At 62.4% G+C, this 24,009-nt stretch carries 18 protein-coding genes and 1 pseudogene; 14 read left to right on the top strand and 5 right to left on the bottom strand.

Going from position 1 to position 24,009, the window contains the following annotated elements; genetic code table 11:
• From EN738_RS36175 to EN738_RS10040, 3 genes and pseudogenes are all read right to left on the bottom strand, one after another.
• A pseudogene (locus tag EN738_RS36175) lies at positions 1–120 on the bottom strand (glycosyl transferase); the annotation flags it as partial.
• The gene (locus EN738_RS10045; protein ID WP_127283546.1) at positions 117–1,361 is read right to left on the bottom strand and encodes a glycosyltransferase; all 1,245 of its coding nucleotides are present in this window, start codon (positions 1,359–1,361) and stop codon (positions 117–119) included. The gene EN738_RS10045 and the pseudogene EN738_RS36175, both read right to left, overlap by 4 nt.
• A gap of 1 nt (position 1,362) precedes the next feature.
• Entirely contained in the window at positions 1,363–2,577 is a 1,215-nt protein-coding gene (locus tag EN738_RS10040; protein ID WP_127283545.1) for a glycosyltransferase family protein, read from the bottom strand.
• Between the two features lie 294 nt (positions 2,578–2,871).
• Between EN738_RS10040 and EN738_RS10035 the strand changes: the two genes are divergently transcribed.
• On the top strand, positions 2,872–5,250 hold the full coding sequence (locus EN738_RS10035) for a mechanosensitive ion channel family protein (protein ID WP_245494470.1): 2,379 nt from the start codon (positions 2,872–2,874) through the stop codon (positions 5,248–5,250).
• Between the two features lie 129 nt (positions 5,251–5,379).
• On the opposite strand, the gene EN738_RS10030 is transcribed toward EN738_RS10035, so the two are convergent.
• On the bottom strand, positions 5,380–6,447 hold the full coding sequence (locus tag EN738_RS10030; RefSeq protein ID WP_127283544.1) for a M35 family metallo-endopeptidase: 1,068 nt from the start codon (positions 6,445–6,447) through the stop codon (positions 5,380–5,382).
• A gap of 272 nt (positions 6,448–6,719) precedes the next feature.
• Between EN738_RS10030 and EN738_RS10025 the strand changes: the two genes are divergently transcribed.
• The 4 genes from EN738_RS10025 to EN738_RS10010 all read left to right on the top strand — a co-directional run bounded on the left by EN738_RS10025 (position 6,720) and on the right by EN738_RS10010 (position 13,999).
• Positions 6,720–7,346 carry a nuclear transport factor 2 family protein gene (locus EN738_RS10025; RefSeq protein ID WP_127283543.1) on the top strand — a complete coding sequence of 209 codons (627 nt, stop codon included), beginning with the start codon at positions 6,720–6,722 and terminating at the stop codon, positions 7,344–7,346.
• A gap of 48 nt (positions 7,347–7,394) precedes the next feature.
• Complete coding sequence (locus EN738_RS10020; protein ID WP_127283547.1) at positions 7,395–9,263, top strand: hypothetical protein; 1,869 nt, start codon at positions 7,395–7,397, stop codon at positions 9,261–9,263.
• Positions 9,264–9,360: 97 nt separating this feature from the next.
• A complete protein-coding gene (locus EN738_RS10015; RefSeq protein WP_127283542.1) occupies positions 9,361–12,441 on the top strand; it encodes an adenylate/guanylate cyclase domain-containing protein in 3,081 nt (1,026 codons plus the stop codon).
• A gap of 112 nt (positions 12,442–12,553) precedes the next feature.
• Positions 12,554–13,999, top strand: a complete 1,446-nt coding sequence (locus EN738_RS10010) for an adenylate/guanylate cyclase domain-containing protein (protein WP_127283541.1) — start codon at positions 12,554–12,556, stop codon at positions 13,997–13,999.
• A 147-nt stretch (positions 14,000–14,146) separates the two neighbouring features.
• Here the strand turns inward: EN738_RS10010 and EN738_RS10005 are convergent, their stop codons facing one another.
• Positions 14,147–14,302 (bottom strand): DUF1127 domain-containing protein, encoded by a 156-nt coding sequence (locus EN738_RS10005; protein ID WP_127283540.1) that lies wholly within the window; start codon positions 14,300–14,302, stop codon positions 14,147–14,149.
• A 234-nt stretch (positions 14,303–14,536) separates the two neighbouring features.
• On the opposite strand from EN738_RS10005, the gene EN738_RS10000 reads away from it, so the two are divergent.
• The 9 genes from EN738_RS10000 to EN738_RS09960 form a co-directional block, all read left to right on the top strand.
• Positions 14,537–15,406 carry a LysR family transcriptional regulator gene (locus EN738_RS10000; RefSeq protein WP_127283539.1) on the top strand — a complete coding sequence of 290 codons (870 nt, stop codon included), beginning with the start codon at positions 14,537–14,539 and terminating at the stop codon, positions 15,404–15,406.
• A gap of 124 nt (positions 15,407–15,530) precedes the next feature.
• Positions 15,531–16,496: a hypothetical protein gene (locus tag EN738_RS09995; protein WP_127283538.1), complete on the top strand. Its 966-nt coding sequence runs from the start codon at positions 15,531–15,533 to the stop codon at positions 16,494–16,496.
• Positions 16,497–16,563: 67 nt separating this feature from the next.
• Complete coding sequence (nadA, locus tag EN738_RS09990) at positions 16,564–17,538, top strand: quinolinate synthase NadA (protein ID WP_127283537.1); 975 nt, start codon at positions 16,564–16,566, stop codon at positions 17,536–17,538.
• Positions 17,535–19,064: an L-aspartate oxidase gene (locus tag EN738_RS09985; RefSeq protein WP_127283536.1), complete on the top strand. Its 1,530-nt coding sequence runs from the start codon at positions 17,535–17,537 to the stop codon at positions 19,062–19,064. The genes nadA and EN738_RS09985 overlap by 4 nt, the downstream gene beginning before the upstream one ends.
• Positions 19,064–19,918: a carboxylating nicotinate-nucleotide diphosphorylase gene (gene nadC, locus EN738_RS09980; RefSeq protein ID WP_127283535.1), complete on the top strand. Its 855-nt coding sequence runs from the start codon at positions 19,064–19,066 to the stop codon at positions 19,916–19,918. Before EN738_RS09985 ends, nadC begins: the two co-directional genes overlap by 1 nt.
• A 61-nt stretch (positions 19,919–19,979) precedes the next feature.
• Positions 19,980–20,981 carry a biotin synthase BioB gene (gene bioB / locus EN738_RS09975; RefSeq protein WP_127283534.1) on the top strand — a complete coding sequence of 334 codons (1,002 nt, stop codon included), beginning with the start codon at positions 19,980–19,982 and terminating at the stop codon, positions 20,979–20,981.
• Positions 20,978–22,117 carry an 8-amino-7-oxononanoate synthase gene (locus tag EN738_RS09970; protein ID WP_127283533.1) on the top strand — a complete coding sequence of 380 codons (1,140 nt, stop codon included), beginning with the start codon at positions 20,978–20,980 and terminating at the stop codon, positions 22,115–22,117. Before bioB ends, EN738_RS09970 begins: the two co-directional genes overlap by 4 nt.
• Complete coding sequence (gene bioD, locus EN738_RS09965) at positions 22,114–22,749, top strand: dethiobiotin synthase (RefSeq protein WP_127283532.1); 636 nt, start codon at positions 22,114–22,116, stop codon at positions 22,747–22,749. Before EN738_RS09970 ends, bioD begins: the two co-directional genes overlap by 4 nt.
• Positions 22,749–24,009, top strand: a 1,261-nt coding sequence (locus EN738_RS09960; RefSeq protein WP_127283531.1) for an adenosylmethionine--8-amino-7-oxononanoate transaminase, incomplete at its 3' end; no start/stop codon positions are given. The genes bioD and EN738_RS09960, both read left to right, overlap by 1 nt.

Genomic DNA, 24,009 nt, shown 5'->3' with positions numbered 1-24,009 from the left:
GGTCACGACGGTGACGTCAAACCCACCATCGACCAGAGCCGCCGCGATGCGGCTGGTGCGCGCGAGATGACCGATGCCGAGCAGGTGCTGGACATACAAGAAGGCGCGCAGCCGCTTCATTCGGCAGCCTGCCACTCCTGTTGGAACAGCTGCTTGAGCTGTCCAATGCTTGCCATATGGTCGAAATTGCTTCGCACGCGCCGTTCGGCGGCGTCGCCGAGGCGAGCGCGCAGCGCGGGATCACGGATCAGGCGCTCCAGCGCCTGTGCCAAGGCAATCGGGTTTTCCGTCGGAACCAGCAGCCCGGTTTCATCCGGCGATAAAAGCTCCGGCACGCCGGAAACATCGGTCGACACGCAGGCAAGCCGCTGGCTGGCCGCCTCGACCAGAACATTCGGCAGGCCGTCCCGGTCACCATTTGCAGTGATCCTGCAGGCCAGGGCGAAAATGTCGGCGCTTCGGTAGTGCTCAAGCACCTCCTCCTGCGCAAGCGCACCTTTCCAGGCGACGCGACCATCCAGGCCGAGCTTTCGCGCCAGCGCCTTGAGCCGTTCCAGTTCCTCGCCGCCGCCGATGTGCTCGAAACGCCACGCCAAATCGGCTGGCAGGAGGGCAAGGGCCTCCAGCAAGGTATCGTAACCCTTCTTTTCGACGGCGCGCCCGACACTGAGAACGACAACCGGTTCGCCCGGCGCCGATCCGTCATGCTGCTTTCGCGCCTCGCCGAAGCTGCCGAAGCGATCAAGATCGAGCCCATGATAGCTCAGATGCACGGACGAGTTGCCGTTGGCGAGTTCCTTCAGACGGTCGAAGCCTGTTTTTGTGCAGGTGACCGTCCAACGCGCCGAGGACAGCTTGCCGGCCAGATCCCAGTCCTCCGAAGTCCAGATGTCCTTGGCATGGGCCGAGCAACTCCAAGGCAGACCAAGAAGCAGGCTGGCATAGCGCGTCACCGATGCCGGCGTGTGCACGAAGTGCGCATGCAACCACCCCGCGTCTTGCGGCCATTCGGCCGCCAGCACGAGTGCCTGCCCGAAGCGGCGCACGCGATTGCGCGTAAAGTCGCGGGGGATATCGGTGGCCAGCGATCCGAGCGCGCGCCAGAAGCCCGGACGCGGCAGACAGGCAAACAGCGAGCGAACCACGCGCAGCGGCTCTTGATGCAGATATTCCGGCAGATAATGGACCGGCGCCTTGATCTCGTCGTGCACGGGGTGGCGTTTCGCGTCGGTCGGCCGCCTGAGCGCGACGAGTACCAAGTCGAACCCCGCACGCTCCAGACCGAGCAGTTCCTGCGCGATGAAGGTTTCCGACAGCCGCGGATAGCCCTTCAGAACCACGACGATCTTGCGACGTTGCAACTCAGTTCGATCCTTCGATGACCGAAAGGTGATGGCCGGCCCGCCGGTCGAGCAGTTCCGCGACGATTTCGGAAATATGAGGCAGCCCTTCCAGCGTCAGATGCGGATTGCTCTGTGACGGGCGTGGCCGGTCCGGCAGCGCCACCAGTGCATCGGCAAACCGCTGGGAATCCTTGGCCTCCTCCGGCAAAAGCATCTCGATGAGGCCGAGTTCTGCTGCACGCCGCGCGCGGATCAGCTGTTCCTCGCGGGGTTCGATGCGCGGCACGATCAGCGCCGGCTTGTCGAAAGACAGGATCTCGCAATAGGTGTTGTAACCGCCCATCGCCACAACCGCCTTGGCGCCGGCGATCAGGTCTTCCATGCGGTTGTCGAACTCGATGATCTTGATGTAGGGGATCTTGGACCCCTTCCTGAGCAGCTTGTTGCGCTTGCGCGCCGGCATGTAAGGCCCAAGCACGATCAGCGCCCTGTGCTGTAATTGCGGATCCTGCTGATAGGCATCGATAACGTCGTGGATCAGTTCGGCGCCGTCACCCCCGCCACCGGTGGTAACGAGGATATAGTCGCCCTCGGGCCGATGGCCGGGCAACTCGTTCCGCGGCAGGCTCCGTTGCAGGAAACCGACGAAGGTCATCTTTGCCCTGACAGCCGGCGGCACATCCAGGCCGGTCAACGGATCGTAGAAATCCGGCGGACCATAGGCCCAGACCTTGTCGTAGAACATGCCAATCTTGCGCATCACATCCCTGCGTGCCCACTCGGCCTCGAGCAGATGCGGCGCATCCATCACCTCGCGCAGGCCCAGCACGAGCGTTGTGCCTCGCGTCTTGAGGTAGGACAGCGTGTCCTCGATCTCGCCGCGCAGGCCGAGCGGTTCCTTGTCGACGATGAAGATATCCGGCCGGAAGCTCTCGGCCGTGTGGCGGATGATCGACTGGCGCATCCTCAGCGTCTCGTGCAGATCGATATCCTTTTCCAGCGAAGTGTATTCGCCGTTGCGCAACTTGATGACGCTGGGGATCTTCACGAAGTCGACACGGGCGCGGTAATCAAAGGCGCCAGCGATGGTGGCACCCGAAATGATAAGCACCTGAAGTCCGCGGAAATCCTCGACCAGCGAATGCGCGATAGTCCGGCAGCGCTGCAGGTGGCCGAGCCCGAACGTGTCGTGGCTGTACATTAGAATTCGAGTGTTTTCTGCGTGCTGGGTCATTGTTGAACGTCTTTTCGAATTCTCGCCTTGAGGGCCGTCAGCGACCCGCAGGCTCCGAAACCATCCTGGTCTACCGACCTGTTTTGAAACATGAAGGCGCAATTTTCAATTTGAATCACCCAAGAAGCCGCAGATCGCCTAGCAATCCGCGAACCCATCGACTTCTCTGCACACTGCGCCGACCGGCGCGAACGCGAAAGACCCGATGGCCCTATTCACTCCAGAATCACGCTTCGTTGTGTGCACGGACGCGCGGCGATATCGCGCAATTGTCTAGCTCGCAATGATGACGTCTTGCACCACAACATGGGCTTCTTCAAGGTAGGAGCAACGACGGGCATGGATGTCTTGCTTGCCGATTTGAGGGAAGGCTACAGCGCGATGCCGCTCATGATTCGACGATTGGGAGCCAGGAATCCGGCGCGTCCGGCACCACGTCTCCAATATCTAACCGCGATGTTTGCCCTGATTGCCGGGTCGCTTGTCGTCGGGATAGCCCTCTTCCTGGCCGGTCCGGCACAGGCCCAGGCGCCGGCGACCGTACCGCCCGAAAGGGTCAAGCAGCTGTTCGAACTCCTCGACGATCCGTCGGTGAAGGCCTGGGTGGCCGAACAACGAAATCAGGACGCCGGTTCAACGGCAGCCCCTGCCGCGGCAGGCGCTTCACCGGCTGACGCATCGTCCGACGCCGCGGCCACACCGGGCCAGATGAACACGATGGCATCCTCGACGCTCGATCGGATCAAGCATCACATCGAACGGATCGTGCGAACCTTGCCCTCGCTGCCCGGCCAATTCGCGCGCGTTCGGGAAGCGACCATGGAGGATATGTCCAGCAGGGGACCTGCCGGCGTATTGATGCTGATCGCGATTTTCATCGCTGCCGGCCTTGCGCTCACCTGGGCAACGTACAAGCTGACGCGTCCATTTCGCCTTTGGATCATCGCGCAATCGAAGGATACGCCGACCGGGCGGGCCAAGAAGATTGGTGGCCGCCTGCTTTATTCCAGCCTGCTGATCGTCTCGTTCGCGCTGGGCAGCGCCGGCGCGTTCATGCTGTTCGACTGGCCAATGCTCATCCGTGAGATCGTGCTGACATTCCTGATGGCTGCAGTCGTTACATGGGGGGTGCGCACGTACCTCATAGCCCTGCTCGTCCCTTCCTTCATGCAGGTCGAGAACGCTGTCGAGGTTCGTGCCTTGCCGGTAAGCAACGAGACGGCCGACCATTGGTCCTATTGGCTGACGCGGATCGTCGGCGTCTTCGCCTTCTTCGCCGCCGCCTTTATCCTCCTGCCGGGTCTCGGCATCGACCGTGACGGCATGATGGTGCTGTCGGTGGGCGCCGATTTCGTGCTGCTGGTGCTCCTGCTGCTTGCCGTCTGGCGCCGGCCAAGGACACGGCGCGATGGGCACGGCCACACGGCAGCGACATGGTTGTTGACTGCCTATTTCGTCGCTCTGTTCCTGGAGCGCATCGTCGGCCTGTACACGTGGTTCTGGTTTACCTTGGCCGCATTCGTCCTGCCTTTTGCAATCGTGCTGACGCAGCGTGGGGTCAATTTCGTTCTGCGGCCGGGTTCGGAAGATGCCGGCCGGCCTACGATCCCGGCGGTGACGATCGCTGTGATCGATCGCGGAATCCGGATGATCCTGATCCTGGCGGCGGCTTACCTTCTTGCGCGTGTCTGGGGTCTGGACATGCAGGCCATGCGAGACGGCGATACGACCACCACGCTCATATTGCGCGGCTTGATCAATGTCATTGTCATTGCTCTTGCCGCCGATTTCGGCTGGTCGATCATCAAGGCCTTGATCGAACGAAAGCTGGGCATCGAAACGCCGCATGCGGTGATCGGTGAGGAGGACATCCCAACCCTCGATCCGCAGCAGGCGCGGCTGCGCACGCTGTTGCCCATCATCCAGAACATTCTGCTGGCAGTGATCGTCGTTATGGCGGTGCTGATGATGCTCGCCTCAATTGGTATCCAGATCGGCCCGCTGATCGCCGGCGCCGGCGTCGTCGGCGTCGCCGTGGGTTTTGGCGCACAAACCATCGTCAAGGACGTGATCTCAGGCGTGTTTTATCTGCTCGACGATGCGTTTCGCGTCGGCGAATACATTTCATCGGGCAGCTACAGGGGTACGGTGGAGAGCTTTTCGCTGCGCTCCGTGAAGCTGCGGCACCATCGGGGCCCGCTGTTCACAATACCTTTCGGTGAACTCGGAGCCGTCCAGAACCAGAGCCGTGACTGGGTTACCGACAAATTCAACATCACCGTCGGCTATGACACCGACATCGACTTCGCTCGTAAGCTGATCAAGCGGATAGGCCTGGAGCTGGCGGAAGATCCCGAATTCAAACACTGGGTGATCGAACCGATCAAGATGCAGGGCGTACAGGAGTTCGGTGAGTACGGCATCGTATTGAGGGTCAAGGTCACAACCAGGCCTGGAGGCGCCTTCGCTATGAAAGGCAGATTCTTTCTACGCCTCCGCCAGGCCTTCAAGGAGCAGGGCATCGAACTCCCATTCCCGACCGTCCACGTCGAGGGGCTGCAGAACCCACATGGGGCAGAGAATGCGCCTGTGGAGATCACACCCGAGCTAAAGATGGCCGTTGCGCAGTCGCATACCAATCGGCGCAGAAAAAAAGCCAGCACAACGGAGTAGGAAAGCTGTGACGCCCGCTGGTCGCAGCGGAATGTCGATTTGCATCAACGAGGCTGCAACCCTCGGTAATCCTTGCTCGTTCCGATGGCAATACGGCATCCCCGCAAGATCAGTTGCGTGTGGTGTTCCTCACATCGGAAGCTCGGGGCTATTTTCGGCAAAGTATTCATGACTATCGCCATTTTCTGTAGCTTGCGGCGGGTTTTCAACCGCGAGTTGCTTGGCGAAATTTTGACCGCCGGAGGAATAGTCGGCCGTGGAGGCGACGACCTCAAAGTGACTAATTTCGTGTACAATCGTTCCAGATCTTGAATCCGTTCCCTTCAGAGCCGCTGACCAGAACTTTTGACAAACAAAAATATTATAAGGTTGATTACGGAACATATACGCATAGACTCCCGGCCCGCAGCGGCTGCCGTGGCATCCAAACGATATTGCTTTGTTTGCAAGAGCATCCGCAATCTTCGAAAAATTTCCAGTGGCCTTTGCGTACAGTCCTACGGTATGCGCCCCAAACCATGTCCGATATCGTTGGGAATTCGGTTGCTGGGCAGAGGGCGTGCCCTGCAAAACCTGCAGGGCAGCCGAAGCTATGTTGTTTGCTTCCGCCAGCGCAGCGCCAATATCAGCCTGTTGAGAGCCGTCACACTGGTCGAATGTGGGTGCCGAGAGCGGTATCCGTTCCGGAGGAATTCGACCGGATAGAACCCTGAACGTGGCGGCGTTGCTCAGAACCTGGGCGCGTCTCAGGGCACCCGGAGGGCCAACCAGCAGGCCCACTCGCTCTGTATCATAGGTAACCGCATAGTTCCCTGCTTCATAGATGGCGTAGTACAATGACAGATCGACGGGCATCGAAATCGATTGTCCGGGTTCGATATTGATAAAGTCAGCCTCGGTGGGTTCTGCTCGCTTCACCAAAGGGCCAATATACTGAATTGGCTGCGACCCTCTCGTCACTGAAAAAATTTCGCCCGAGACGCCGTCGATCGGCAAGGTCCACTTGAGCAGCCTGATCGGGCTGCGTGACCGGTTCGTGAGAGTAAAGTCAATAATTAGGGGAGTATCGTTTCCAAAAGAAGTCAGGCGCGATTGCAGAACTATCTCAACTTCCTGATTCTGCTGCGCAAACGCCAAGGGCACAACGCTAAAAAAGCATGCAAGTATCAATACAATATTTCGGACGATACTCGGCATTTTATGCTCCTATATAACCACAATTAGACCTTATTGCCGTCTACGTGAGTTTTAGTTTGCGATAACATACCAGAAGCGCCCACGGCCTACGTTGCAAGTTAGGAATGAAATTGGTGCGGGCCGGGCATTGCAACTTACCGCAAATTCAAAAAAACAGGAATGCGAAATCATGTCCGTGGCCTTGCATGCCATCGATTCCGGCTGACACCTTTTTAGGGCTGGTATAAGATAGATAGGTACTTTCCCATCAAGCTCCATCAGAGGGGGCCATCATGAGCGAGCGTTGGAAAGGCATAATCACTAACTGCGCGATTTTGAAGTATTTTTCCCTGATTTGTGGGTTCTGTTTAGCTTTCGGCGGCGCTGCTTTAGCTGATTCATGCGGAACAGATGCTACTTATGGCTGGAATATCAAGAATCCACCGGCCGAAGATCGCCAGGCAATTCTAGATCTTTTGTCCCGCTATGCCTGGACGATCGACGAAAGAAACGCAGCCGCGTTCGCTGGCCTCTTTGCGAAGCCGAAATCGTCTTACTACGAGATTTGCAGTACAGACGCCAGCATCTTCAAGTTGACGCTCGGCCTTGGCCCGGAATCTGCAACCGATCTCCTCGGCCAGATGACAATAATACTTGATAAGCTTAAATATGATAGCCTTCAGACCCGGCATATCGTGACCAACACCTTGTTCAACGTTGACGATACGGGCAAGACGGTGAACACCAAATCGATAGTCCTGGTCACTCTGCAGGGCTCCCACTTTCCGGCACCGGTTCTTGACTATTCGGCGGATGCCCGGGCGACTTTTGTAAAGGGCGACGACGACACGTGGCGATTTCAATCGCTAACAGTCCACGCCGACTATGCTGCTGGCTCTGTCGAAGCGAAGAAGCGGTGACGCCCAGAGATCGGCCATGGGTTCACTGGCCCGCTCCAGTTGGCTGAAATGCGTGCCGTTGCGCTGATCGCTGCGGTCCTCGGCATTGCGTTTCTCCTAATATCCGGGACGATCGGGCAGCGAGACGCAGCTTTCGTATCGACGCCGCGAGCCGGCGAGAGGCACGGCTCCGATCAGGACGACCTGGATTCGAAGGCGTTCGCCGACGCCGTTACGCGATGGAACCCCGACATCTTTTGGGCGCCAGCCTCAAAGAGCACCGACGTCATAACCAGGTCTGGCGATGAAGCGCGAGCGGTGTTCGGTCCTATTCCCGACGGCGATTGCGACAGCCCGCAAATGAAGGTCATCCCACTGGAAGTCGACGGCAATGTCGTCGACCTCAAGCCCAATCCGAAAAAACCGGGCACTCCGCTGGAGTTCGAGCACAGGAACGCGAACGGAGAGGTGGTGAAATGGACGGCGACTTTGCCCAAATGCGACAAGCCTTCGCTGACCGGCAGCACGACCTACTGTGGGCTGAACTCACGTGTCGTCAGAGTCGTGCGCGGCAACGTGGAATGGCTGTTCCTCTGCAGGAAATCGAATATCAGCCAGGAGGTCAGCACCGATCCCTACTGGACGCGGTCGGATCCGAGGTTTTCTGTCTTCGGCACCATCGGGTTCAACCGGAAATCCGGAGAAATTGTCTTCTTCGACGGCCGCAAGGACCAGAGCCAGTTCGATTGGTCAAAGCCCCTCGTTCCGCCGGGCGGGCGCAGCTATTCCGATGAAGCGGGAAGGGACACGGCGGAGAAAATCTATGATCCGACGTTCCAGATCTCGTGCCATGCATGCCATGACAACAAAAGCCCCTATGTGATCGATCCGCACATTGCGCAGAGCAGGGTCGGTTTTCGTTCGGCCGGCGATGCCAGATCGACCGCCTTCAGCCTGGGCGATTTTCTACCGCACCGGCCGCGGTTGCCGGACGCGCCGTTCCGCGTGGTCGGCTCCGGCTACACCGGCACCTACCGCAATGAACTCAGCCAAGCCAGGACGGTCGAAGATCCGACGGGCAACTGCACAAGCTGCCACACGCTTACCACACAAGTCACGGGCCGCCGTTTTGCCGCCGACGCGGCGGGGCACGAGCCGACAGTCACGTTGCCGACCTGGGTCCAGTTGCTCGAGCTGCACGAGGAACAGGTCGTCTACGCCGAGATAGAAGCACACCGCACGAACTGGGCGGCCGGCAGCGGTGGCATCCATCCCTGGATGTTGCCGGGGTCGGGCAATGACCTGTCCTCCAGCGCGCCGCGACTGAGCTCGGAAGACTGGCGCAAGCTGAGCGACTGTCTGTGGGGAGCCGGCGGCTCCGAGTGCGGCTACCGCCCGCTCTACACCGGCTGCCCGGCGCCGGAGGCGGAGGCGGAGGATGAAGGCTCTTCGCTCGCCGATGCCAGGATTCAGGTTTTGCCTCCCCTGCCCGGAGCGGCGGTGAAGACGCCTGTCCTTCGCGTAAGCTGGACCTTTCGCAACAGCTACGGTGGCGTTCCTGAGCGCGACGATGTCAGGATCAATGTGGCAGTCGGCGCCGCCGCGATTCCGGCAAACGGGGATCCACCGCAAAGCGGCGAATATCCGAGCATCGAGCAGGCAAAAGGAACCGACGCCGTGGCCATCTCCGGTCCCGTCAGTTCAGCCGGCTCCAGCTTGCTGGTCCAGGACGTTTCGTTTGCCGGCCACACGAAATGGAGCGACCCGACGCCGTCGATGTCGCCGCGCACCTTCCAGATCGATCTGCCTGGCGAATGCAACCGACGCACCTTGATCCGGCTGGTGCCCAAACGGTTCTGCTTCGACCAAAGCCAAGCGGCATTCAGCGAGGCAGACCATTTGGTCTATGCCGACGTTCGGTGTGACGAGCATCGATGATCCATCTGACGCGATCGAAAGCGGCTGGTGAGCGCCGCGATTTGCGATAACATGACCGGGTGCTACATGGTCGCCGCACCAAGGAGGGTCCCGGAGCGTGACCACGCCGGTTCCATTGGCTAGCCCGATTTTGCCCGGCCCGGCGAAGTCTGTTGCGGAGCGGCGTTATCTCACCATCCTGTTTTGCGACATGGTGGGGTCGACCGAATATGCCGACCGCCTGGATCCCGAGGATTTCCAACGCCTGATTGAGACCTTTCTGCAGACCTGCAGCAGCGTCGTGCGGCGCCACAAGGGTGTGACGGCCAGCTACATCGGCGACGCCATACAGGCCTATTTCGGTTATCCGATAGCTGGCGAGGACGACAGCGAGGTCGCGGTGCTGGCGGCGCTCGAGATCGTCGATGCGGTGGCCACCATCTCGGCAAATCAGGGATATCCGTTGCAAGTGCGGGTGGGCATCGCGAGCGGCCAGGTGGTGGTGGGGGAGTTCGTCGGCGCGCCGAGCGGCGTATCCACCGTCGCCTTCGGCCACGTCGCGCATCTGGCGGCGCGGCTGCAGGTACTGGCCAAGCCGAATATGGTCCTTGTCGACGCGGCGACCTTCGAGGCGGCGAGCGGCGCAATCGATTTCACCAGGTTCGGCAAACATGAGCTGAAGGGATTCGCCGAACCGGTCCAGGTTTGGCAGGTGCAGCGGCAGCGCATGGTGCCGACCCGTTTTGCAAAGCGCGCGCATATGACCAGGCTGTGCGGCCGCAATGCCGAACTGCGACTGCTGATGGAGCGCTGGGAGACCGTCGTGCGCGACAGGCGCGGCAGTGCGGTGTGGGTCTCGGGAGAGTCGGGTATCGGCAAATCCCGGTTGCTCAACGAGATCCAGCAGCGCCTGCGCAGCTTTCCGCAGCTGACCATGCAATGTTCTCCGACCTTCGAGAACAGCACCCTTTATCCGTTCCTCGCCGAATTGCAGAGGATCGCAACGATCGAGGACGGTGACCCAACGGAGGAAAAGCTCCGAAAGCTCAGCAACGGATTGTCGATGGGTTCGGTGTCCAGCGACGTCGCGCTGGCGATCTTCTCAAGCCTGCTCGGCATACCAACGGCCAGGCCGGACAGGCTCGAGGGAATTAGCGCCGAACGGCAGCGCAACATCGCCGAACAGGCGTTGATGGATCTGGTCGGTTATCTGGCGCGCACCACCCCGATCCTGATCTTGTTCGAAGATGAACAATGGGCCGATGCGACCTCGCGCGAGCTTCTCGACAAAATCGTCGCCAGCCTGGCTGCGACCCCCGCGCTGCTGCTCGTATCGAGCAGGAACACCGCAAGCGTTCCATGGTTCAACAGGCCGGATGTGCATCACATCAGGCTTGAAGCGCTCGGACGCGAGGATGCCGAAGCGATTGTCCATGACATTAGTCCGAATGCGGTCGCCGCTGATGTTTCAGTGGTGCTCGATCGCAGTGAAGGCGTCCCGCTCTATATCGAAGAGCTTACCCGGAGCGTGGTCGAAACAGGGTTGCGGCTGGACGCAGCGCAGCCCAAGCGTTTGTCACTCACGAACAACATTCCAAACTCCCTGCAGTTCTTGCTGCTTGCACGCCTCGACAGGCTGGGGCCAGCAAAGGAAGTCGCGCAGATCGCAGCGGCGATCGGCCGAAAATTTGACTTCGACATACTGCGCGAGATTTGCGATTGGCCCGAAGCGGAGCTGCGCAACGCAGTTGGCGACCTGATGCGCACGGGGCTGGTCGTCGCCGAGCGAGGGACAGCCGGCGCGGGCTTTTCGTTCAGCCACGTGCTCCTGCAGCAGGCCGCCAGAGGCACGATGCTGCACGAACGTGCACAGCAGATTCATCGGTTGATTGCCGAATGTATCGAACTGCGCGACCGCAACGCGGCTTTTGCCCGTCCCGAAGTGCTCGCCGAGCATTTCGCCGACGCAGGTCTGTTCGATCGCGCCGCTGATTACTGGCTGCTGGCAGGGGTGAAGGCAGCCAAGACTTGGGCAAAAGATGACGCGGTGCGTATCTTCAGGAAGGGGCTTGAAGCCGCGAAACTCTTGCCCGATTCCGACGATCGCAGCCGCAAGCTGCTTCGCTTCGAACTGGAGCTGGGCGACGTGCTCTACGCCGCGCAAGGCTACGTGACCGGCGAAGGCAGTGCCGCATATCAGCGGGCCATAGCACTGAGCGGGAAGCTCGGCGAACCGGAAGCGACGATCAGGGCGCTCGACGGGCTTTTCGGAACCCATTTCAACTCGGGCCAGTTTGGCAAGGCCCTTGCAGCCAGCGATGAGTTGATCCGTGTTGGCGAGGACGGCGGCTATCTGAACGCGCTCGTCATAGGTTTGCAGTTCAAGGGGATGACCCTGTTCAGTCAGGGCGAGTTGGTGGCGGCCCGGCAATATCTCGAGCGCGCTCTCAGCCACAAGGAAAGCGCGGACAAGGTCGGCAGCGACTTTCCGAGCATGGCCATGATCTACCTTTCCTGGACCTTGCATATTCTGGGATATCGCCGTCAGGCGCTCAAACTCTACCTCGAGGCCGAGACGACCGTTCGGCAGCAGCCCGCCTATCGCCTGGCCGCTTGCCTGGGAAACGGCTGCGTGTTGTTCGCCTTCCGCGAAGAAAGCAGTTTGATCGCTCGACTGGCCGACGAACTCCTGCCGCTGGCGCAGGAAAACGGCTTCAATCTCTGGGCAAGGGTGGCGCGCTTTTTTGGCGGCCTGGCTGCATCGGACCTCGATGACAATCTGGCGGGAAGCCACATGATGGCATTGACCGAAAATGACCTTGAAGATGAGGAGGTCGACAAGTCGTGTTATTTAGGTTTACTCGCCAAGGCTTTCATGAACTCCGGGCAATTCGATATAGCGGCAGAGACCGTTGAGAAAGGTCTGCACGAGGCCGAAAAGATCGGCGAGCATTACTTTACAGCCGCCTTGCTTCGCGTTCGCGGTGAGATCGAACTTGCAAACGGAGCGGGAGACAGGGCGGCAGAGGCTTCTTTCCGCGAGGCGATTGCCTTTGCGCGGCGGCAGAACGCCAGGAGTTGGGAGCTGCAGGCGACCACCAGTCTGGCGAAGCTATTGCGGTCACAGGGCAGGTTCGAAGAGGCCCGTGCGGAATTGCGGGAGATCAACGATTGGTTCATCGCAGCAGACGTGGCGTGATCGACGCCTTGTGCCAGCTACTGTCGGCCGGCGGGCGCCGGATAGCTCCGCTGTTGATTTCGCTGGAAAGTTTCCAGCAGCCTCCGCAGCCCATCAAGATTGAGGATCCGGCGTGACGGTAGTCAACGATCGTCTTCTCGAAAGCAAGATGACCAAGGTGGAGCAGTCGCGAGCCTGGAGCCCACGCGTCATCTCGAAATTCGAGACGCTGATCAGGAGCGCCGACGACCACTCACTCCATCGCGTCAATCCGTTGACCTTTGCTCGCGACCGCGCGATCGCCGAGCCTGAAGCAATCGACCTCTTCCTTCATGCCGCCCGCTGCGGCTTGTTCGACATGAGCTGGGATGTGCTCTGTCCACAGTCCGGGATGGTGCTCGATAGTTTCGGCGCCCTGCGCACGCTGAAGACCCACTACGTCTGTGGCCTGTGCGACGTATCCGGCGACACTGACCTTGACGACTTCATCGAGGTCACCTTCTCGATATCGCCGAAGCTGCGGCGCCTGCCGTACCACGATCCCGAGACGCTCTCTGTCGAGGATTTTCACTGGAAGCTCCACTTCGGACATGACGGGCGGCTACCGGGGCAAGACGTTCGCTTTCTAGACCTACTGCGCGGCTTCGTTCGGGGCATGACGTTTCTGCCGCCCGGCACCACCACAGTGCTCCGCGCCGACCTGGGACCGGGCGCGCTTGCGGGCGTCAACGTGCAGACGCAGGCCGCATTCGCGGTGCCGATATCAGGCGACCAGGTATCGGCGCCGACACTCCTGAAGATCGACTACGACGGCAAACGCTTCTTGCCGGCGTTGCCCGCCGTGCCACCCGGTCCGATTGTCATTGAGGTCGCGAACAGAGGGCCGGTGCGAGGTTCGTTGCTTGCCATCAACTGGCCGCCCGAGCTTGTCGCACTGACGACCAAGCCGGCGCTCGATTTCGACCCCTATGTTTCCGGAGGAGCGCTGCTTGCGCGGCAGACCTTCCGCCAGCTCTTCCGGTCCGAACGCGTCGACGAGAAGGAGGGGCTCGGCATCCGGCAGATCACCTTCCTGTTCACGGACCTCAAGGGTTCGACCGCCATGTATGAACGGCTTGGTGACCTCAACGCCTACGCTTTGGTCCGCGAGCATTTCGCCCTGGTCAACGCGGCGGTGCAGCAACATGCCGGAGCGGTGGTCAAGACGATCGGGGATGCGGTGATGGCAGTCTTCTCGCAGCCTTCGGATGCGATTTCGGCTGCACTGCACATCTTTGAAGACATCGATCGCTTCAACGGCGAGCACGACGGGCCAGGAATCATCCTCAAGATCGGTGCCCACTGTGGACCGTCGATCGCCGTGACGCTCAACGACAACCTCGACTATTTCGGCCAGACGGTGAATGTCGCCGCGCGCGTGCAATCGCTGGCGGAAGCCGGCCAGATCTGCATTTCCGAGGCGCTTCATTCCGCGCCCGGGGTCAGCGAAATGCTTGCCGGCCATCGTGTCGTGGCTTTTGACGCGCCCCTTCGGGGCGTGGAGGGCGATGCAACCGTCTATCGCATCATGCGGGGATAGATACGCTTGCGTGCCCGGCTCCAGCCGGCCGACCGGTTCAGCCTGCAGGCTGGAAACATCACATGGTGATGCCAGCGCCTTCCCAATCTCGTCGAGATGCACGATCTGCCGATGAAGGCGGGATCTGGCGCCGCCACTTCGGTGATCTCAATGATGCTGGCTGGCGCGACGGGCATGCTCACGGATGTGTTCGCGAGAAATGCCGGCATCCGCCAGGGTTCTGTCCGGAACCCGCCGCAAGCTCGCAAGCGTCTGACGATAGACAAGCCAGCGGGTGAAACGGTCTCGAAGTTCATACAACATGATTGTCTCCTTTGACGCGCGGAATGCCCCCGCACGCCGGGTTTCTCGAAAACGCAAAGAGCCTGTGCAAGCGGGTGCATGACCGAAGGGACTGCACTGGCTTTCTGACCAGCCTGGGCGCCTGCCGCTGTCCCGCCAGGCACGATTGTCCAAGGCCGCCAATGGCTGCATACTTGCGATGATGCCCGCTTCGCGCTACAGCCAAGGTCGCAAGGCATTTTTCATTTCTGCAAAATGGATATTGGCTGGGACGATCTGAGGCTGTTTCTCGACGTTGCGCGACTGGGTGGCCTGAGCGCGGCGACGGCGACCACGCGCCTCAGCGCAGCTACCCTTGGACGACGCGTCACCGCGCTTGAAAAGCAGATCGGCGAGCCGCTGTTCGTGCGTCAGCAGACCGGCTACAGGCTGACCCCGGTCGGCGAAGAATTGCTGCGGCGCGCCGAGGACGTCGAGGCGGCAATGCAGTCGCTGACCCGCTGGCGCGAAGGAAGCCTGCCCGACCGCATTGTCCGCGTCTCGGCCGGGCCATGGACCTCGGCTTTCATTTCCGCCCATATCGGCGAGGTCTGGACGGTCGATGACGGCATAAGGATGGAGTTCGTCACCACCACCGACCGGGTCGACATCGGACGTCGCGCCGCCGACGTCGGCATCCGCAGCGAGCGCCCGACCGAGCAGTGGCTGGCTGGCCGTCAGAGCGGCAAGGTCGCCCACGCGCTTTATTCCGGACGCCACCTGATCAACGGCATCGCCGCCGGCTTGTTCGTCGGCGTCACCGGCGAAGGGGCAAACGTTGCCTCGGCGCGCTGGCTGCAAGCCCATCACGGCGACCGCATTGCGGTGCGCGGCAACAACACCCATTCGGTGCGAGAACTGGTGGCCGCCGGCGCCGGCCTTTCGATCTTTCCGTGCTTCGTCGGCGACAACGATCCACGACTGGTGCGCGTCGCCCGACCTATCCCCGAACTGGAAACCGACCAGTGGATCGTCACCCATCACGAGGAACGCCACTCGCCGCCAGTGCGAAAAGTCGCCGACCGGATTGCCGCCTTGATGCAAGCGCACCAGCCGCTGTTTCGCGGCGAGACGCCGATGCATTGAGCCCCCGGGGGGCCGATCTCAAGACCCTTCTTCCGTGCGAAGCGTTGACGGGTGGCAGGCGGCAGTTCACCTTTCTTTTGGCTTTGCCTGCCATCCACCTGATTTCTGGAATCCATCGAAGTCCATGCAATACGATACAACCCAGGCGACAAGGCAGGCTCAGAGGAACGATCAGAGCCATCCCGTCAGTGCGGACCTGATCGCTGTCGTCATTGCCGTGACGAATGGCGAGCCGCGCGTCCTGACCATCGAGCAGGCGCAAGCTTTGCCGTCCGGCCCTTTCGAGCTCGACCATCGCTCCTTGCAATCGGGCTTGAGGGCGTGGGTGGAGCGGCAGACCGGTCACCTGCTAGGCTATATCGAGCAGCTCTACACGTTTGCCGATCGCGACAGGACAGGCGATGCGCGCGTGCAGATATCGATCAGCTACCTCGGCCTGACGCGGGAAGAGCAGGCCGAAAGGTTTCCCACGCATGGTTGGCGGGGCTGGTACGAGTATTTTCCGTGGGAGGATCACCGCGTGGGCGCGCCGCCCATTCTGGCCGATATCCTCATGCCCCGGCTTTTGGCCTGGGCCGACGTTGCCGAGGATCTCGGCGTGCGCCGCGATCGCCGGCAACGCGTGGCATATGCCTTCGGCCTGGATGATCGCGGCTGGAACGAGGAGCTTGCTCTGCAGCGCTACGAACTGCTCTATGAGGCCGCGCTGGTGCCGGAGGCTACACGCGGCCGGGACAATGGCATTCCGCCGGCCATTCCGGGCCGACCAATGACTGCCGACCACCGCCGCATTCTGGCGACCGGGATCGCCAGGCTTCGAACCAAGATCAAATACCGCCCCGTCGTGTTCGAGCTGATGCCGCCGGCTTTCACGCTCTTGCAATTGCAGCGCACCGTTGAAGCGCTCGCTGGGCGGCTCGTGCACAAACAGAATTTCCGCCGCCTCATCGAACAACAGGATCTGGTCGAGGAGACCGGGGAGAGGATGACGGACACCGGCGGGAGACCGGCCAAGCGCTTCCGCTTCCGCCAGACGGTTCTGGCGGAACGCACTGTCGCAGGGACAAAATTGCCACTTTCACGCGCTTGACATTCCTTATGCTCAAGTTAAGCATATACCTCAGTTATACTCAACGCGAGCATAATGAGGGTAAGGCATGCTCACCGCCTCCACGCGCACCGCCGCGCTGTACGACCGCGTGCGGCGGGTTATCCCGCCGATCGAATGGCCCGCCTTCGCCGGCGACATCGACGCCATTCTCGACCTGAAGCGGCAACGAAACGCTGTCATCCTGGCGCACAACTATCAGACGCCGGAGATCTTCCATTGCGTTGCCGATATCGTCGGCGACAGCCTGGCGCTTGCCCGCAAGGCGATATCGGCCGAAGCGGACGTGATTGTGCTGGCCGGCGTGCATTTCATGGCCGAGACGGCGAAGCTGCTCAACCCTGAGAAGACCGTGCTCATTCCCGACCTGCGCGCCGGCTGTTCGCTGGCGGACTCCATTACCGCCGAAGATATCCGCCTGCTCAGGCAACGCTATCCGGGCGTGCCGGTCGTCACCTATGTCAACACGTCGGCCGAGGTGAAAGCCGAGTCCGACATCTGCTGCACGTCAGGCAATGCAAAGGCGGTCGTCGAGTCGCTTGGCGTCCGTCGGGTGATCATGCTGCCGGACGAGTATCTGGCCCAGAACATCGCCGCGCAGACCGACGTTGAGATCATCGCCTGGAAAGGACATTGCGAGGTGCATGAGCGCTTCACGCCCGCCGATATTCGCGAGTTGCGCGAAAGCCATCCCGGCGTGACGGTGCTGGCGCATCCCGAATGCCCGCCCGACGTGGTGGCCGAGGCCGATTTTTCCGGCTCGACCGCCGCCATGTCAGACTATGTCGAAAGGCAAAAGCCGCCGCGCGTCGTGCTGATGACGGAATGCTCGATGAGCGACAATGTCGCGCTTCAGCATCCCGAGGTCGAATTCATCCGGCCCTGCAATCTCTGCCCGCACATGAAGCGGATAACGCTGGCCAACATTCGCACGGCGCTCGAAGAGAACCGCCATGTCGTGAGCATCGAGCCCGGCATCGCCGGCCGCGCGCGCCTGGCCGTCGAGCGGATGCTGGCCGTATGAGCGTGCAAAATCTCGACGGCCGCCCCGTCATCATCGGCGGCGGCATTGCCGGACTGATGACCGCGCTGTATCTGGCGCCGCAGCCGGCACTTCTTCTGTCCAGGGCACCGCTGGGGGCTGACGCTTCGAGCGCCTGGGCACAAGGTGGGCTGGCCGCCAGCCTCGGCGACGACGACGATCCGGCACTGCATTTGGCCGACACGCTCGCCGCAGGCGATGGGCTCTGCGACAGGGAGATGGCCAGCCGTATCCTCAATGCCGCGCCCGGCGCCATCGATCGGCTTGCGGGCTTCGGGGTCCGCTTCGACCGGGCACCAGACGGAACATTCCGCCTCGGACTGGAGGCAGCGCACAGCCGGCGGCGAATCGTCCATGCCGGTGGTGACGGCAGCGGACGAGAGGTCATGCGTGCCTTGGTCGCGGCCGTCCGCTCGACGCCGACCATAGAGGTCGTCGAGGGGTTCGAAGCGCGCCGGCTGGCCGTGGAGGACGGCAGCATCGCCGGCGTGCTGGCGACCTGCTCGACTGGTCCGGTGTTCTTCGCCACGGGACGGGTCGTCCTCGCCACGGGCGGCATCGGTGGCCTGTTCCTCGACAGCACCAATCCATTGGGCAGTTGCGGACAAGGCCTGGCGCTCGCAGCGCGTGCCGGCGCTACCCTTGCCGACCTTGAGTTCGTCCAGTTCCACCCGACCGCGCTCGACGGGTCCGGCCGCCCCATGACGCTGATCAGCGAAGCTGTTCGCGGCGAAGGCGCGACCATCGTCGATGGAAGCGGCCGGCGTCTTCTTCAAGGCGTGCAAGGGGAGGAACTTGCGCCGCGCGACGTGCTGGCGCGTGCCGTCTGGAACCATCTTGCGAACGGCCACCGCGTCTTTCTCGATGTGCGGGAAAGGCCCGGCCCGGCGTTCGCGCGGCAGTTCCCGACCATCGCCTCCGCCTGCGGCAAGGCCGGCATCGATCCGACGCGCGATCTCATTCCCATCCGCCCAGCCCAGCACTACCACATGGGTGGTGTCGCCGTGGATGGCTCCGGTCGCACGTCCGTTTTGGGACTTTGGGCCTGCGGCGAAGTCGCCGCGACCGGGTTGCACGGTGCCAACAGGCTTGCCAGCAATTCGCTGACCGAGGCGGTGGTCTGCGCGCGCTGGGTCGCCGAAAGCATCGCGGGAACCGCTGCCCTCCGGACAAGGCAAGCCAATGCAAGCGACTGCCCGCCGTCCGATCCCGAGGCGGTGCGTCCCCTCTTGTCGCGTGCGCTCGGCGTCGTGCGGGACGGTGAAGGCTTGAAAGCAGCCGCACGGTCCTTGTTGCCGCTCGCCGAGCGTCAGGGCGCGGACCCGGCGGCCGTCGGGTTGATGATCGCGATTGCCGCCTTGCTGCGCCGGGAAAGCCGCGGCGCTCACTACCGGACAGACTTTCCCCATCACGCGACAGTTGGCCGGCGCTCCAAAATTACGCTCGAAGCAGCACTTGCGGCAGCGCGGGAACTTGCACACGCCCCAGCGCTGGAAACCGTAACCTGATGAACCTATCGCCACTTCCCGCAATCATGCTCGAGCCGATGGTGCGGGCGGCTCTTCTCGAAGACCTCGGCAGAGCCGGCGACGTGACCACGGATGCCATCGTACCACGAGAACGCCATACGACGACCGTGCTTGCGGCTCGCCAGCAAGGCATCATCGCCGGCCTCGATCTGGCGATGCTCGCCTTCAAGCTGATCGATCCGAATGTCGAGATGACGGTGGAGCGCGCGGACGGCAGCGACGTAGCGCAGGGGGAGACCATCGCGTCGGTAAGCGGCCCGGCCCGCGCCATTCTCACGGCGGAACGCACGGCGCTCAATTTCCTGTGCCATCTCAGCGGCATAGCCACGGCGACCGCATCGATCGTCAGTGCGATCCGCGGGCACAAGGCGAAGATCGTCTGCACCCGCAAGACGACACCGGGCTTGCGGGCAATCGAAAAATACGCCGTGCGCGCCGGCGGCGGCGCCAACCACCGCTTCGGCCTCGACGACGCCATCCTGATCAAGGACAACCACATCGCCATCGCCGGCGGAATTCGCCCGGCAATGGAGCGGGCGCGAATGAGCGTCGGCCATCTCGTCAAGGTCGAAGTCGAGGTCGATACGCTGGCCCAGTTGGAAGAAGCCTTGGCGCTTGCCCCCGACGCAGTCCTGTTGGACAACATGTCGGTCGATGACTTGCGCAAGGCGGTGGCCATGGTTGGTGGCCGGGCGGTCACCGAGGCGTCTGGCAGGATCACCGCCGCGATTGCGCCAGTCGTTGCCGCAACCGGTATCGACCTGATTTCCATCGGCTGGTTGACTCACAGCGCCCCGATCCTCGATATCGGCCTCGATTATCGTGAGCTTTGATCGTCGGACCTGGCCATCTAAAGTCTAGCCGGCTCGCCACAACGCAAGGAACAGGATCGAAATGCACGCAGCGATTTCGGAAAAGACCGCGCCTGAAGTTCAATCCCTCGGCGACCGCCGGGTATGGAGCCTGGAAGAAGCCCAGGCTCTCCACGATGCGCCTTTCAACGACCTCTTGTTTCAGGCGCAGACCGTTCACCGCCAGAACTTCGATCCCAACAAGGTCCAGCTCAGCCGGCTTCTCAGCATCAAGACGGGCGGCTGTCCGGAGGATTGCGGCTATTGCAGCCAGTCGGCGCACCACGAAAGCGGGCTGAAGGCGTCGAAGCTGATGGAGGTCAGGCGCGTCATCGCCGAGGCGACGAAGGCGCGCGACGCCGGCGCCACCCGCTATTGCATGGGCGCCGCCTGGCGAAATCCCAAGGGGCGCGACATGGATGCGGTCGTGGCGATGGTCGAGGGCGTCAAGGCGCTGGGCATGGAGACCTGCATGACGCTCGGCATGCTCGACCTCGGCCAGGCGCAGCGGCTGAAAGAGGCTGGCCTCGACTACTACAACCACAACATCGACACCTCCGAGCGCTATTACTCAGAGATCATCTCGACCCGGACATTTGCCGACCGGCTGGATACGCTGGCCAATGTCCGCGACTGCGGCATCAAGGTCTGCTGCGGCGGCATTGTCGGCATGGGCGAAGAGCCCTTGGACCGGATCGACATGCTGGTGACGCTGGCCAACCTGCCGGAACATCCGGAAAGCGTTCCGATCAACATGCTCATCCCGATCGCCGGCACCCCGCTTGCCGATGCCAGGCCGATCGAGCCGATCGAGTTCGTGCGCGTGATCGCGCTGGCGCGCATCATGATGCCGAAATCGCATGTCCGACTTTCCGCCGGGCGCACCGCCATGACCGACGAGATGCAGGCGCTGTGCTTCTTTGCCGGCGCCAATTCAATCTTCGTCGGCGACACGCTGCTGACGGCGGACAATCCCGGCGAGGACAAGGATACGCTGCTGTTCCGCCGTCTCGGCATCGAGCCGATGGACCTCGAGGCGCAATGAACGAAGCGCCGCTTGCCCGCTATGACGCGACCTTGCGCGGACTGGCGCGCAAGGACCGTCTGCGGACGCTTTCGCCGCGCGCCGGGCTCGATTTCTCGTCCAACGACTATCTCGGGCTCGCCGCCTCCAAAAGACTCGGCGACGCGGTGGCGGCGGCGATCGCGCAGGGCACACCGGTCGGCGCGACCGGATCTCGGCTGCTGCGCGGCAACGCGCCGGAACACGAGGCACTGGAGGCGGACGCGGCAGCGTTCTTCAGAGCCGACCGCGCGCTGTTCTTCGGCACCGGCTACATTGCCAACTTCGCCCTGCTGACCGCCCTGCCGCAGAAGGGTGACCTTTTGGTCCTCGACGAATTGGCTCATGCCAGCATGCATGAGGGGGCCCGCGCTGGCCGCGCCGAGTTCAAGCTCGCCGTGCACAACGACGTCGATGCCTTCGAGGATGCGATCACGCGCTGGCGCGCCGAAGGCGGCACCGGGCGCGTCTGGATCGTGGTCGAAAGCCTCTACAGCATGGACGGCGACCGCGCGCCGATGGAGGAGCTGGTCGCGCTTGCCGACCGCCACGAGGCCTTCATCGTCGTCGACGAGGCCCATGCCACCGGCGTCTGGGGGCCAGACGGCCGCGGCCTTGCCGCCGCTTTCGAGGGCCGCGACAACATCGTCGCGCTTCACACATGCGGCAAGGCGCTCGGCGCGGCCGGTGCGCTCGTCACCGGGCCGGGACTGCTGTGCGACTATCTCGTCAACCGCTGCCGGCCCTTCATCTACTCCACCGCGCCATCGCCGCTGATGGCCGTGGCAGCGCGCGAGGCGATTGCCATGCTGTCCGACGAGCCCCAACGCCGTGCCCGGTTGCAGGAGCGCGTTGCCTTCGCGGGCCGCCAATTGGCCGAGCGCTGCGGCGTGGCCCCTAGCGGCTCGCAGATCCAGCCCTTCGTCATCGGCGACAACGGGCGCACCATGGCGTTGGCGGCGGCGCTGCGGGCGCGCGGTTTCGACATTCGCGGCATTCGTCCGCCGACCGTCCCCGAGGGCACATCGCGGCTGCGCATTTCGCTGACGCTCAATGTCGACGAGGCCGACATTTCGGCCATGGTCGAGGCGCTCGTCGAGGTGTTGGCCGCGGCATGACCAAGCGCATCGTCATCACCGGAACAGATACCGGGATCGGCAAAACGGTGTTTTCGGCGGGATTGGCCGGCCTGCTCGACGGCTTCTACTGGAAGCCGGTGCAATCGGGGCTCGACGAAGAGACCGACAGCGAGGTCGTTGAACGGCTCGCCGGCCTGCCGCCGGGGCGCGTGCTGCCCGAAGTGTATCGCCTGAAGGAGCCACTGTCGCCGCATCGTTCAGCCGAACTCGACGGCGTCGCGATAGACGCCGCAGAACTCTCGCTTCCGGACTTGCCGGGCCCGCTCGTCATCGAAGGCGCCGGGGGACTTATGGTGCCGCTCAACCGGCGCACCAAATTCATCGACATCTTCGCGCAGTGGCGGGTGCCGGTCATCCTGTGCGCCCGTACCAAGCTCGGCACCATCAACCACACCCTGCTTTCGATCGAGGCGCTCAGGGCCCGTTCCATCCCGCTCATCGGCATTGCCTTCGTCGGCGATGAGGTGACCGACACGCAGAGGACAATCGTCGAATTCAGCGGCGTGCGCCAGCTTGGCAGGCTGCCGCTGCTCGATCCGCTGACGAGCGGGACGCTGAGGGAAGCGATGATTGCCGGCTTCGACCTTTCAGCAATCGCGGGGGGCGAATGATGTCGCAGTCTCAAGTCTGGCATCCCTTCACCCAGCACGCGCTCGAGCCGGCTATCCCCGAAATCGTCCGGACGGAAGGCGCCTACCTCTATAAGGCCGACGGCACGCGCATCCTGGATGCCATTTCCTCCTGGTGGGTCGTCACCCACGGCCACCGCCATCCCCGCATCGTCAAGGCCATCGAGACGACCGCGGCGAGCCTCGACCAGATCATCTTCGCCGGCTTCACCCACGAGCCGGCCGAACGCCTGGCCAAGGCGCTTGTCGGCCTCGCTCCGGCCGGCCTCGACCGGGTGTTCTATTCCGACAGCGGCTCGACCGCCGTCGAGGTCGCGCTGAAGATGGCGCTCGGCTATTTCCGCAACATCGACGCGCCGCGCTCGCGCATCGTCGTCATGGAGCACAGCTATCATGGCGACACCATCGGCACGATGAGCGTCGGTGCCCGCGGCGTGTTCAACGCCGCCTACGAGCCCTTGCTGTTCGAGGTGGACACCATCCCCTTCCCGGCCGCCGGGCGCGAGCAGGAGACGCTCGATCGGTTCGAGGCAGTCTCCCGCGACCGGCGCGCGGCCGCGCTGATCGTCGAACCGCTGGTGCTCGGCGCCGGCGGCATGCTGATGTATCCGGCCTGGGTTGTGGCCGAGCTGAAGAAGATCGCCGAAGCCTCCGGCACGCTGCTTATCGCCGACGAGGTGATGACCGGCTGGGGCCGCACCGGAACCATGTTCGCCTGTGAGCAGGCATCGATCTCACCGGACATTCTGTGCACTTCAAAGGGCCTGACGGGCGGCGTTATCCCGCTGGCGGCGACGCTTGCGACCGATGCAATCTTCCAGGCCCATTATTCGCAGGACCGGAGGAAGACATTCTTCCACTCGAGCTCCTACACCGCCAATCCGATCGCCTGCGCGGCGGCGCTCGCCAATGTCGAGATCTGGCGTGACGAACCGGTGGCCGAGCGGGTCGCGGACCTGAGCGCAAAACAGGCTGCCGGGCTTCGGCGTTTTCGCGACAATCCGTTTTTTACTGACAGCCGCGCAACGGGGACCATCGCGGCCCTCGACCTGCGCACCGGCTCCGCCGGCTATCTGGCCGAGATCGGGCCGAAGCTGCGCGCGTTCTTCCTCGAACGCGGACTTTTGGTGCGTCCGCTCGGCAATGTCCTCTATCTCCTGCCGCCCTATTGCATCACCGGCGACGAGCTCGACGGCCTCTATGACGCCATCGAGGAGGCCGGCGAACGCTTCGGCGCAAAGC

The sequence above is a fragment of the Mesorhizobium sp. M4B.F.Ca.ET.017.02.2.1 genome, from assembly GCF_003998955.1.
Classification (GTDB): Bacteria; Pseudomonadota; Alphaproteobacteria; order Rhizobiales; family Rhizobiaceae; genus Mesorhizobium; species Mesorhizobium abyssinicae.
This window is presented reverse-complemented; position numbering and strand designations above follow the sequence as displayed.